This is a genomic window from Mucilaginibacter lappiensis, assembly GCF_050433765.1.
Classification (GTDB): Bacteria; Bacteroidota; Bacteroidia; order Sphingobacteriales; family Sphingobacteriaceae; genus Mucilaginibacter; species Mucilaginibacter lappiensis_A.
On sequence record NZ_JBNPWP010000001.1, the window covers coordinates 1,214,348 to 1,227,270 of the forward strand.

11 protein-coding genes are annotated in these 12,923 nt (G+C 48.0%); 2 read left to right on the top strand and 9 right to left on the bottom strand.

The genetic code is table 11. The features are described 5' to 3' along the window. Positions 1 to 58: 58 nt before the first annotated feature. The 4 genes from M2273_RS04730 to M2273_RS04745 all read right to left on the bottom strand — a co-directional run bounded on the left by M2273_RS04730 (position 59) and on the right by M2273_RS04745 (position 3,448). Positions 59 to 862: a helix-turn-helix domain-containing protein gene (locus tag M2273_RS04730; protein WP_429393629.1), complete on the bottom strand. Its 804-nt coding sequence runs from the start codon at positions 860 to 862 to the stop codon at positions 59 to 61. A 122-nt stretch (positions 863 to 984) separates the two neighbouring features. Then, positions 985 to 1,764: an ABC transporter permease gene (locus M2273_RS04735; protein WP_429393632.1), complete on the bottom strand. Its 780-nt coding sequence runs from the start codon at positions 1,762 to 1,764 to the stop codon at positions 985 to 987. Position 1,765: 1 nt separating this feature from the next. Further along, a complete protein-coding gene (locus tag M2273_RS04740; RefSeq protein ID WP_429393634.1) occupies positions 1,766 to 2,533 on the bottom strand; it encodes an ABC transporter ATP-binding protein in 768 nt (255 codons plus the stop codon). A 12-nt stretch (positions 2,534 to 2,545) separates the two neighbouring features. Beyond that, complete coding sequence (locus M2273_RS04745; protein ID WP_429393637.1) at positions 2,546 to 3,448, bottom strand: helix-turn-helix domain-containing protein; 903 nt, start codon at positions 3,446 to 3,448, stop codon at positions 2,546 to 2,548. A 620-nt stretch (positions 3,449 to 4,068) separates the two neighbouring features. Here M2273_RS04745 and M2273_RS04750 point away from each other — a divergent pair. Further along, the gene (locus M2273_RS04750; RefSeq protein ID WP_429393640.1) at positions 4,069 to 4,296 is read left to right on the top strand and encodes an FAD-dependent monooxygenase; all 228 of its coding nucleotides are present in this window, start codon (positions 4,069 to 4,071) and stop codon (positions 4,294 to 4,296) included. Between the two features lie 127 nt (positions 4,297 to 4,423). On the opposite strand, the gene M2273_RS04755 is transcribed toward M2273_RS04750, so the two are convergent. The 4 genes from M2273_RS04755 to M2273_RS04770 all read right to left on the bottom strand — a co-directional run bounded on the left by M2273_RS04755 (position 4,424) and on the right by M2273_RS04770 (position 7,099). Beyond that, entirely contained in the window at positions 4,424 to 5,032 is a 609-nt protein-coding gene (locus M2273_RS04755; protein WP_429393642.1) for an FMN-dependent NADH-azoreductase, read from the bottom strand. 150 nt (positions 5,033 to 5,182) lie between these two features. After that, entirely contained in the window at positions 5,183 to 5,881 is a 699-nt protein-coding gene (locus M2273_RS04760; RefSeq protein ID WP_429393645.1) for a hypothetical protein, read from the bottom strand. Between the two features lie 76 nt (positions 5,882 to 5,957). Continuing rightward, the gene (locus tag M2273_RS04765) at positions 5,958 to 6,815 is read right to left on the bottom strand and encodes a helix-turn-helix domain-containing protein (protein ID WP_429393647.1); all 858 of its coding nucleotides are present in this window, start codon (positions 6,813 to 6,815) and stop codon (positions 5,958 to 5,960) included. 29 nt (positions 6,816 to 6,844) lie between these two features. Beyond that, positions 6,845 to 7,099, bottom strand: a complete 255-nt coding sequence (locus M2273_RS04770) for a hypothetical protein (RefSeq protein WP_429393650.1) — start codon at positions 7,097 to 7,099, stop codon at positions 6,845 to 6,847. Positions 7,100 to 7,383: 284 nt separating this feature from the next. Here M2273_RS04770 and M2273_RS04775 point away from each other — a divergent pair, with 284 nt between their 5' ends. Continuing rightward, a complete protein-coding gene (locus M2273_RS04775; RefSeq protein ID WP_429393653.1) occupies positions 7,384 to 8,616 on the top strand; it encodes a phospholipase D-like domain-containing protein in 1,233 nt (410 codons plus the stop codon). Positions 8,617 to 9,172: 556 nt separating this feature from the next. Here the strand turns inward: M2273_RS04775 and M2273_RS04780 are convergent. Further along, complete coding sequence (locus M2273_RS04780; protein WP_429393655.1) at positions 9,173 to 12,643, bottom strand: ABC transporter permease; 3,471 nt, start codon at positions 12,641 to 12,643, stop codon at positions 9,173 to 9,175. Positions 12,644 to 12,923: the final 280 nt, after the last annotated feature.

The following is a 12,923-nucleotide window of genomic DNA, read 5'->3' on the forward strand; positions in this document are numbered from 1 at the left end:
AAAAATCCGGAAAAGGCACCTTCAGAAAATAGTATGGGATTAGCGTATGGCGGAGCGGTTATATACGGCGGTATTGTTTGGGCCGCATTCCGGTAACCAGGGTAAAAGTTTTAATAAAATGAGCCTGATCTGTAAATCCGCACTGGTAGGCAACCTCAGTTAAAGAATACCGGTTTGACCTGATCAGTTTTAATGCGCTGTCAACTTTGATCCGGCGGATGTAATCACCCAGCGTACAACCAAAATATTTTGAAAAGTATTTAGAAAGCGTAACCGGATGGATATCTAACAACCCGGCGAATTCCACCAGCGACCAGGGATGATTCCATTGGTCATTTAAGACCTCTATGATCTTACGCGTCCAGTCCGGATAGTTATTCCGGGTAGTAACGGGGCTTGCCGTGATCAGTTCGACACAGAGCTGTTCCACCGAAATCCTGCTGTGCTGATCCTGCCAGTAATGCTCTTTAAGAATTCTTAACAATCCCATAGCGTTTACCTTTAACCTGTCAGAGAACATCTGCTCTTCCGCCGGCATGTCCAGCCCGTGTTCTTTGAAGAAACCGCCCTCCAGTTCAATGTTAAATATCCGGGTGCCTGGCCGGTATTGCAGGTTCTGATGGGAAATGCCCGGGTAATAATAAAGGCCGTCGCCTGGCTGTTGCCATCGGGAAACACCTCCTCTGATCTCTTTGCTACCGCCGGATAAGATATGCGAATAATGCGGGTTCTGGTGATAATGCCAGTCGGAGCCAAAGCCTTCGGGGAAAACCGTTTCAGTAGTCAGGATCCCGCCAAAAGACTGTTCCCTTATTTTAGTACCCACATAACAACCTTTTTCAAATTCAACCGGCTCTTTCATTCTTGATTCCGCAAATATATTTCAAAATTAAAACCCATAAAATTATCGCTTATTGCAGAATAAAACAATATTAACACGCCTGTTACTATACATTTCAGACATTTTGACCACCTCAGCAAAAACTATCTCTTACCCCCGTTTTTATACACCCGCATCGCAAAGACATAAGCTACGAGCATAATTCCGAACCACCAGGCGAGGGCAACCCATATGGTATGGCCTACCGGCTGGTTGGAAAGCAAGGCGCGGATGGTCTCCACGACTGGGGTTACCGGCTGATTTTCGGCAAAGGCGCGAACACCCGCCGGCATCGATCCGGTAGGCACAAACGCCGAGCTGATTAACGGCAGGAAGTGGATCGGGTAGGCAATCACACCTGCGCCATCCACCGAATTTGCAGACAATCCGGCAATCGCGGCGATCCATGTCAGGGCCAGTGTGAACAGCGCGAGTATACCGGCCACGGCAAGCCATGACAATACTCCTGCCGGTGAGCGGAAGCCCATTAAAAGCGCTACGAGAATAATGACGACAAGCGAGATGACGTTGGATAACAGCGAGGTCAGCACATGTCCCCATATCGCGGCCGAACGCGCGATCGGCATGGAATGGAAACGCTCGAATATGCCCCGTTGTTTATCTAAAAACAGCCGGTAAGACACATAGCCAACACCATTTGCAATGGCAATGAGCAATATGCCGGGCAACAGGTAATTCACATAGTTTGCTGTGCCGGTTTTTATGGCGCCGCCTAACACATAAACAAACAATAACATCATCGCTATCGGCATGATCGTAACGGTGATGATGGTGTCCAGGCTGCGAAGAATATGGCGCATGGAACGCCCGAGCATAACACTCATATCCATGAAAAAATAGTTCTTTATCTTTATTGTTTCCATTTTAATTTTCCTCCTTTTTGCCAATAATTGTAAGAAATATCTCTTCCAATGTCGGCTGTTTTTCAATGTATTCCACTTTTGCCGGTGGGAACAGCTTTTTTAACTCCGCGAGTGTGCCGCTAACGATAATCCTGCCCCCATGTAAAATGGCGATCCGATCGGCCAGCTGTTCAGCCTCGTCCAAATACTGCGTGGTCAGGAATACCGTTGTGCCGTTGCCGGCCAATTCTTTGACGATCTTCCAAACTTCCAGACGTGCCTCGGGGTCAAGTCCCGTGGTCGGCTCGTCGAGAAAAATAACCTGCGATTCTCCAACAAGGCTCATGGCGATGTCCAATCTGCGGCGCATACCGCCCGAATAGGTGGAAACCCCGCGGTCGGCGGCACCGGTCAGGCCAAAGCGGTTCAGCAGATCATCCGCCACCTGGCGCGGATTTTTGAGGTGCCGCAGCCTGGCGATTATGATCAGGTTTTCCCGCCCGGTCAATATCTCGTCTACGGCGGCAAATTGCCCGGTCAGGCTGATCGAAGCCCGCACATGGTCGGGTTTTGATATTACATCAAAGCCGTTTACATTAGCGGTTCCGCTATCCTGTTTGAGCAGTGTGGTGAGGATTTTGACAATCGTTGTTTTGCCCGCGCCGTTGGGGCCGAGCAGGGCGAAAATGCTGCCTGTTTTTACTTCAAAATCCACTCCAGTAAGCACAGGGACATTTTTATAGGATTTCTTTAATCCTTTTACCGAAATGGCTATTTCATTTGGTGACATATTTTTACCTCCTTATGCTGTTAACAATGTGATACCCGTTAAATTCGCTTTTCCGTTTTTCAAAAAAGCATAGCTCAAATTATCCGCTTTGCAGTCCATAAACTGGATCCGTTTTAATCTCCTGTTGTTTTTAAAGAAAGTGTTAATAAGGGTTGAATTTTGGAATGTCACCCGGGTAAATACGCAGTTTTCAAAGTAGCAGTCCTCCAATGTACCTTCGAAAACGATATCGGCCAGCTGTGAATCAATAAAGGAGCTGCGATTCCACACCGCATTTGCAATGGTATTATTCCCGAAGCCTCCGGATTTAAATACCATTCCGGTAAAATCGACGCCGGAGAAATCGCCGCTTTCGATATAGCTCCTTGAAAATTCAGTTTCTTTCAATGAACAGTTCTTAAATATATTTTTGGCTAAGTGGGAGTTCTGAAAGTGGCTGCTGCTGATATCAGAATTGGAGAAGTCACAGCTTTCCACATGATTACTTTTTAGCAGCAATCCCGACAGATCTGAACCGACAAACAGGCATCGCTGCATATTAGAGTATATAAATTTTTCATGCAGGTTTTTCAACCCGGAAAAGTCAGTGTCCACGAGGTTCTCACGTGACATATCCCAGCTAAGCTTTTTCTTTTGCGCTCCGGATGGCAATTCCGTTGATTGTTTTGTCAAAGGCTCAATCAATATAACTTCATCATCCGCGGATGGGAAGTTTTCTGAAAAATAGTTCAGGTCAACACCCAGAATTTCCGCAAGCCGGTTAAATGTAGTAATGTCCGGACTTGATTCTCCCCGTTCCCATTTCCCAACGGCCTGTGGGCTGATAAATAGAAACCCGGCAAGTTGCGCCTGAGACATATTGAGTTTCTTTCGCGCTTCAGCAATTTTATTGCCGATTATTTTTGTATTTAACATATTGCTATCTTTTATTTATTTTTTCGACAAGCAAAGATATACGGACTCATTTCCAGAAACCCTAAAAATGGGGACACGATTAGTTGTATTTACGCTACTTATAGTTGTTTGTTATTGAACAACCAATAGTTGTGTTTGCCGGAATTCAAATACGATCGATTGATCGACGGAACAGCGCCTTGGCGAAAAAGCATTGTGTGTACATTATGCCCGTTTCACCCAGCGAGCTAAGGGCATCGTTCACTTCCGAAGCATACCAAGCTTTGGTATCAATTATTATCAGTTTTTATCCGCTAACAACAATTGTAGATTGATAACCGTACAATCTATTAAATTCCCCGTTCGGTAAATAATATTTCTTTTCCAGGAAAAATTGCTGCGGATGATTACTATTGATCTTCTCTGTTTTTGTTTCCATCATCTTAGCCTTTAAAACTATAATCTAAAGATAATCTACTTTCCATAACTGTTTAATTTTGATATGCTCTTTCAAAATAAGGGACTTTTGTAGATTTTATTTTGTATTACCCTTGGGCTCATGCTGCTTTAAGTTTTAAAGGATATGGCCGGCCTGTATTACGGTTCACTGGGACACCGCGCCGGACTTTTATTTCGATTCGGTGAGCCAGATCCGGATGGACCGCTGGTCAAAAGGCAGGGTCATCTTGCTGGGTGACGCGGTCTTTTGCGCCTCCCCAATGTCAGGCATGGGCACCAGCATGGCCGTAATCGGGGCCTATATTTTGGCAGGGGAATTGAAACAGGCAAATGGCAATCATGCCATCGCTTTTCCTAAATACGAAACAGCCATGCGCCCGTTGGTTTCCGCCTGCCAGAAGCTGGCCTAAGGAGCCGAATGGTTTGTGCCGCAAACCCGGTTCAAACTTTGGATGAGCCAGCAGATCTGGAAGCTATTGCCGTATACGCCCTGGAAAAATATGATGATCGAAATGCCGCTGAAAGCAGCCAATTCCATCAGCTTGCCGGAATACGCCAGTTAGCCATCGTCTTTCCCAAAGCTACCTGCTGCGCTGCCGGTACCGAAGACCCTTCTACCCGGAGTACGGTGACGTCGGTCATCCCCAGGAACTTCAGAATATGCCTTAAATAAGGCTCTACAAAGTCAAAAGCTTTCATTTCGCCCCCGAAGTAAACCCCTTTCGAACTGATGGCCAAGTAGACTTTTTTATGATGGACCAGTCCTTCAGGTCCGTGTTCGCCAAACCGGATGGTGCGGCCGCCGCGGACAATTTGATCGATCCAGGCTTTTAAAGTGGAATGGATATGGAAATTATAAACCGGGACGCTGATCACGATAATATCGGTCTCCATGATTTCGCTGATGGCTTCCTCCGATGGCCGGATGTCGGTGGTCTGTCCGGCGGTCCGGTTTTCCGGGCGCTTAAAGAAGGCATCCAGATGGGCCTGATCTAAATGCGCGAAGGGCAGTTGGGTGAGGTCGTGTACTTTTACCGTACGATCGGGCGTTGCTGTTTGTAGTTTTTCAATAATGGCCCGGCCTAATCGGGTACTGAAGGAGGCTTCGCCGCGCGGGCTGGAAATAATGTGCAGAATGTTTTTCATAAGTTATCTTTTAAGGTGGTTATTTCGGTTAATTCCAGGGGCAGCAGCTTCTTGGTTTTCAGGCAGGTCAGCCCCACGATCACCAGGGTGAGCCCGCCGCCGAACAAGACGGCAGGAAATCCCAGTAGGCTAAAGCGGTGAAACCTGCCCTCATGACCAGAAACCTTTAACCCTGATCTGCCTGGATAAATAGCCCAGCGTTTTCAGTAAAGTGCGCAGCTGACTGACCAGCGTGTCGTTACCCGCCAGGTAAAAACTGGTATGTTCCGCGCAATAGCCTTGTGCCCCGACCCAATCCGACAACGCTCCGCGGCTGCCGACGACCTGCAGGCCGGAACCGAAATAGGCACGCAGCAAACCATGATGTTTCACTTCGGATAGCAGCACCGCAGCGCAGAAACGGCTGCGCGGTAAAGTCATTTGCTGCAGGGCCAGGAGGTGACCAAGGCTGCTCTCATCGCCCAAACCCACCACCAAATGCGTGGGGTCGGGCGCCTGACGGGTCGTGTCGGTCTTGAAGTACTGAATGGTATCGTTTCGTTCCAATCCCCTGGCCCACCTGCTTCCCGGCCCTTCGTGGGCTACATCCACCAAAATGCTGCAAGTATGCGTTTCGGCGTCCCAGCCAAACGGAGTATAATCCCGGTAGCAAAGATCGGCTACCCGCAGCTTGATATAAGGCACTTCGTTCCAGGCCTGCATATCGGCAAAGGGCAGGTGCAGGTCGACCTCGATGAGGGTCGCCGGCTCCCAGGGCCGCACGTCGAGGACACGGCCGGTCTTCAGTAGTTGCGGTTCAATGAACCTGCCGGCCTTTTTCTTAATATGATGTAAAATGGATGTTTCCATGTGGTCTGTTTTTAACAGTACAAAGAAACCCGCTTTTTAAGCGCGATAAAATAGCGGCTTCGGGGTAATGATAGGACTATTTGCGGTATTGCTCCCGGAAAGCGATAGCAGAGCCACCCGTTACTTTACGAAAGAAACGGGAAAAATAAGAATGATCGGCATAACCCAGCGTGTGGGCGATCTCCTTTACATTGAGCTGACTATAATATAATAAGCGTTTAGCCTCCATCATTACTTCCTGCTGTATCCAGTAGCTCACCGGGAACCCTGTTGTTTTTTTAAGGGCTTCGTTCAGGTACGATTCCGACACGTTGAGTTTGGCCGCATAGGCAGCCGGGCTTTTTACCGTCCGCACTTCCGCCACCAGCAGGTTTTTGAACCGGCTGGTCAATTCTGCGGGCCGCGATACTTTTAAACTGGCACCCGAAAGCCCATGGTAAGAGCCTGCCGCTATGGCAAGGAATGATTGCAGTAAAGCATGGATCACCGGTATATAAAACGGGTCGGTATCGTCCCCATCGCATTTTTTATGTAGCAATGCCAATAAATGATGGTATTGCTGCAGCTCGTCTGCGGTAAGCATACAAGGTTGCTGCAACTGCAGCCTGCTTTCAAAAACTTTGCGACATTCCGGTGGTATCAGCGCCGTATCAACCGCAATGAACCAGCCTTCGGCTGCCTCGTTGCGGATACGGTGGTGCACCTGCGTAGGCAGGATATAATAGAGCATATTTCCTGATAACACGATCTCATGGAAATCGATCATCAGCGAACCCGAACCGTTCTCCAGCACAAAAAAAATATAATGATCATCCCGGTGGGCGCCCAATGTTTCGGCTTTATCGGCCGACGGATCACCTTTTTTAAAGTACTGGAGCTGTAACCCCAGGCTGGTTCTGTCCTGTAATAAATGTACCGGAATGTCCTTCATCATCCAAAAGTAGTCAATTTGCGTTTACCTGCTCAGCTGCATTGCACAACCATCCTTTTGCCATCACCGCCTGCCCGTTCCCAGGCCGTTGCAATAGCCGATAAGGGTACTACCTCGGTATCGATAATCAGTTTACCTTCAACCGCCAGCCGGAATATTGCCGGAACTATTTCCGTAAAAAGGGAGGCCATCGCATCCTTACTCATACTACCACCGCCCGAGCCGTAAAGTTCCAGGCCGGTGCTCCGTAATACCACTCCCGGCAATTGTATCGTCGATCCTGCCATTTCGCCGATATGGATATAACGGGTGACTTAGTAACTAGGACATCGAAGTGGTCGCCTCCATGCAAACTCCTCCAGCCAAACACCTTCTGATGTAACGTCATTTTCGCTAAATGTCTAACATTATCTTCGCAAACGGACAGCTGTAAATAACATCTTTTGATGTCGCTTTTTTACATTTACTGTCATTATTCACAGGTCATCATACACTTTATTCAAATATGGTCATACACTTTGTTTCTTATTGATCACGCATTTATTATTTTGTGCGGTCTTGTCAGTAGATCATGAAAAACTATTCCATTCCTTTTAGCACTAATGGCCCCTATCCTGTTCGTGAAGGCAACCGGCTGTTGCCACTAATCGACGGCGAACCCGCATTCCGCCGGATATGTGAAGCCATCGAAGCGGCCGAAAACAGTGTCTGGGTTACGATCACTTTTCTGTGGGCCAGCTTTGAAATGCCGGATGGACGCGGCAGTGTCTTTGACGTTTTAGACCTGGCAGCCGTCCGGGGTGTTGATGTGCGGCTCATCTGTTGGCGGCCGGATGACGAGACATCCTGGCTACGGGATAACGCGTTCTGGGGAGCAGCGGAACATTTTGAGTTGTTGAACGGACGGCTGTCCGGTGTCAAGATCCGCTGGGACCGTGCGCAGCCCGGCTTTTGCCAGCACCAGAAAAGCTGGCTTGTGGATGGAACTGCCTTTGTCGGCGGTATCAACCTTAACCCGCATTCCGTCGTAATGCCCGGCCATTTGGGTGCAGGGCAAAATCATGATGTTTACGTTGAAATTCAGGGCCCTGCGGTGATCGACGTTCAGCACAATTTTGTACAACGCTGGAATGGAGCGAGTGAACGCCTGGAACGGGACGGCTGCTGGGGAAAGGGAAGCGAAACCGACCTCAGCTTCCCTGATCGCGTTCCGGGAGCATGCGGCCAGGTGACCATACAGCTGCAACGAACAATGCCGGGCGGCGAGCGCGCTAATTTTGAGCAGTACGTGGCGGCGATCAATGCCGCGGGCAGAACGGTCTATATGGAAAACCAGCACGTGGACGTGCCGGAGATCATCGATAGCCTGCATCGGGCGCTTCAGCGTGGTGTCACCATCGTATTACTGATGCCTGCCGCACCTAACAATGCCCTCAGGCCGCTTCGGAAATTCGGCAACTTTATATTAGCCGGCATCGCCGGTCTGTCAGCCGACGGCAGGCGTCAGCCGGTCCATGTACACGCTAAGGTGATGCTGATTGACGATGAGTGGGGTACGGCCGGTTCGTGTAATTTACATCATTTCTCGCTATTCGGGAACAGTGAATTGAATGCTGCCTTCTACGATCCTGCTACCGTCAGGGCTTTTCGTTCGAACTTGTTCCTGGAACACCTTGGTCTGGATACTTCAGATATGGATGACAGGACTGCGCTGCAACTATTCCGCAGGATCGCGAAGGAAAACCGCGTCCGGTCTGACGTCCATGATTACCAATGGCAGGGCATTGCTTATGATCAGCATTAAATCATTTCATGCTGATCAAAGCCACTTAGAGACAAATACCAACGCAAGTTTTTCTAACTATCAGGATGATTATCTATGAATAAAGTGTATGATGACCTGTGAATAATTACATTTACTGTAAATCATACAAGGTAAGTTTACAATTTTCACACAAGAAGAGTTTACGAAAAAATAGTCAGTACGAGTCTTACTACTCAAAAGCAATTTTGCGATACCTATTTCTAACTATTTCCTGTTATTAAAGCTTACGAGGAAATCAAGCCGGGTAATCAGGTTATGAAGATATCAACGGCCAGTATTCATTGCTGGAAATAACTTAATGATATGCGGTGGGGCTTGACGCCGGGTCAATTGATATATGGATATCCTATGCAGACGTTGCTTATCGGTTAGGCCAAGGCCACATCCATTCATTTCATTAGCCTGGCCTCTACCGGAATACGGTTTCTTTTTTTAAGATTAAAGTAAAATAAATGCGTTCCGTATCTCACCCCCGGGAACGCACCACATCGTGTTCAACTAAATCCCAGATCATGTATCTAAGTTCTTTAGAGCATCATTCCGATCGAAGGCTTTTCACCGGGTTGGTCAATGCCGCCTTGATGCTGTGATAACTAACGGTGAGTAGCGTAATGAAGATAGCGCCTGCTCCAGTCAGCGCAAATACCCACCAGGACAGTCCTGTACGATAGGTATAATGCTGCAGCCACTGGTGCATGAAATACCAGGAAACAGGGACGGCGATGAGCAATGCGATACCCACCAGGATAACAAAGTCCCTGGATAACGAACCCCAGATGCTCATCACCGATGCGCCCAGCACTTTCCGTATCCCGATCTCTTTGATACGCTGTTCTGCTACAAAAGATGCCACGCCGAATAATCCAAGGCAGGATATGAAGATAGCGAGTACGGCGAACACGGAGGCCAGCTTTCCGGTACGTTCTTCCGCTATGAACTTTTGCGCATATTCACTATCCGCGAACTTGTAATTAAACGGAGCATCCGGTGCGAATTTTTTAAAGACCGCTTCGATCCTGGCTAATGCTCCGGAGGCAGGCATACCGGAATTGAGTTTTAAATTGACCACATTGAATGACCGCTCCCGGTCATCCATTAAAAACACCACTGGCGTAATGGGGTCAAAAGGTGAGGTCATCACCATATCTTTGACGACACCCAATACTTTCCAGTCTTTTCCGTGCCATTTAATGGTTTCGTTCAATGGTTCTTTCAATCCCATCTGTTTGATGGCCGCTTCATTGAATAAAAAGCCTGATGAATCGCTCAGAAACTGCCTGGAAAAACTCCGGCCTTCTTTCATTTTCCAGCCCACAACGCTGCCGAAATCAGGGTCGACCAGCACCGTGCCGAATACCTCCTGGCGGTTAGGGTCTTTACCCTTCCAGCTCAGGTTATCTGCCGATGACCAGACGCCGGTTGCGGGATTGGAGGATGCCGATACGCCGGATACCGCGCCGGTCCTTAACAGTTCCTCACGGAAAGCGCTGTATCCCTTTATAGCGTTATAGGGGATAGATAACAGGTTGTCCCGGGTATAACCAACCGGCCTGTCCTTTGCAAATTCAATTTGCTTGAAAACTACGATAGTCCCGATGATTATGGTAACTGAAACAGCGAATTGAATGACCACCAATATTTTACGGGGGATGGCAGCCGCAGGGCCTGCTTTGAACGTGCCCTTTAATACTTTCACCGCATTAAAGGATGACAAATAGATCGCCGGGTAACTGCCTGCGGTCAGCGCGGTGAAAAGGCAAAAACACAAGCATATCAGCCAGACGAGCGGGTCAGTCCAGATCAGGTGCAGTTGCTTGCCCGAAACATCGTTAAAAAACGGCAAAGCCAGCCAGGCCAGCAGTACAGCGATCAGGAATGACACAGCAACGATCAAAAAGGATTCACTGAGGAATTGGGCAACCAACTGACCGCGCAATGAGCCGATAGCTTTGCGTATCCCCACTTCTTTGGCGCGTTTTTCACTCCGGGCCGTGCTCAGGTTCATAAAGTTGATGCAGGCCAGCAAAAGCACGAACAGGCCGATGATGCCGAAAAGCCATACGAACTGTAGCCGCCCTGCAATGGCAACGCCGTTTTTGAATTCATACAGGTGCCACTCGGGCATCGGGAATAGGAAGAGGGCGGGCCTGGCAGCATCTTTAGAATGCGCATACAGGATATTTTGAATTTTACGTGAAACCTGGTGCAGGTCGCTACCCTGATTTAGCAAGGCATATACCTGGAATGAACTGTCATACCAGTTATGCATATCTCCGCCATTTTGATACAGCAGACCTACAGGTGCTATAAAATTCACGTTGCTGAACTGCGTATTCTGGGGCAGGTCCCGGTATACCCCGGTTACCTGCACCAGGTAAGCATCGTTAAGCTTGATCGTTTTATTGATCGGGTCGGCCCCGCCAAATATGGCCCGGGCCATTGATTCGTTGATCAATACTGTTCCGGGTGTTTTAAAGGACGTTTCCGATCCTCTGATCATATTCAGGGTGATAATATCTGTCATGGCAGGTTCAGCATAACAGCCGGTCCTGGAAAAAGCATGGTTGTTATAGCTGATGTTCTGCTCGGTAGTAACGGTCGAGGCCACTTGCTTAAAGTCGCTGCCGTATTGATCCCGGAGTTCCGCTGATAATGGCAAAGGCAGCGAGGACTGCGTGAACTGGCCACCTCCGGCATTGACATTGGCTAAAACCTGTACAATGCGGTCATAATTCATATTGGACTTATCGTAGGAGACTTCGTCCCATATCCATAAACCGATCAGCATAGCCACAGCCATACCAACGGCAAGGCCGGCAATATTGATGAACGAAGAGGCTTTGTTCCTGGTCGTATTTCGCCAGGCGATCTTTAAATAATTCTTAAACATATGATTGCGGTTTATCCGGTTCGAAATTAACGCTGCGGGCCGGTAACCATATGTCAAATTATAAGATGGTAGTTGTTTTTTGTATGCTGCAGGCGTTTTCCCCGTCAGCTGTTTGAATGCGCGGTGAAAAGTGCTGAGCGAGTTAAAACCGGAATCATAAGCTATACCCTGCAAGGTGAGGTGATCAAAAGCCGGGTCCTGCATCTTGCGGGCTACATCGGCTACGCGGTACTCATTGACAAAGTCATTGAAGCTTTTTTTAAGCACGGTATTGATGATCGCGGACAATTCGTGGGTCGTCAGCCCAAGCTTTTCGGCCAGTGTGGTCAAACTGAGTTCCGGGTCTTTGTAATAAGCACCATTCTTCACCATTTGTTTAAGCCAGCTGGCTTTACGCTTAAATTCATCCGGAGATGGTAGTTTCAAAAAATAGGGTTCATCTGCTGGTGAATTAATTTCGGGCTTTAAGATCACCATTCCGGCCGTTCCTATCGCCGGGGCTGCCAAAAGGAGCCATAAAGGGTAAAATAACAGGTGTGATTGACCATTGTGGTATAAACATGCGATGATAGAAAGCGTTATCCACCATAGCCATAAAAAGGCGAAACCTGTCACCAAATTATTCAGCCACCGCAATTTCAGCCGGTAACGGTCGCCGCCTTTAAATTTCAACGCCAGGGAAAAGTCTTTGATCAGCTTGTGAGCGGCATACCAATAGCCGCAAACCGAAATAAATACCAGGGATGGGAACACCGTGTTCAGCCCCGGAAAGCGTGGCGTATAGAAAATACCAACGCCGGCTTCTACCAGCAAAGGGCAGAAATGCAGCAGGTCGCGGGAACGAAATTTATAGTCTGGCTTTGTTATGCTCCATACATAAAAATAGAGGAGCGGGCCTAAGGCCAGCGAGAATTGCGGTACTTCCAGACGAATGTCAGTGTTCAAAGCCCGGATCATCTCACTAGCGGTAATCATAAGGATCAGGCCAAGTATCCTGTTTGCAGCCTTGTTGCCCTTTGGGGTAAGTAACAACATCAGGCCGAACGCGAGCCCAACGGATATCGTTCCCAGGAAAGCCAGGTCATAAAGATTGATATGGAAGGTATGCGCTTTCAAGGTATTTACTCAAATCAATCATTGTTCCAAAATTATAAAAAATTGATAAACAGTTACATATATAATCTTGATTGAATCGACTGTAACAGATACGAACATGGGTATGTGCGGTTTTGGATTATAAAATCTTCTTGTGTGAGAAGTGTACTGCACCGAATCAAAAATTCCATGCACTTTTTACCGCCGATTATTCTGAAGATACCAATGCATTGCCACAAACAGATTTTGCAGGCTTATCAAAATCTTTAGCACCGGACGCGCCTGCTTTATATGATGCAAA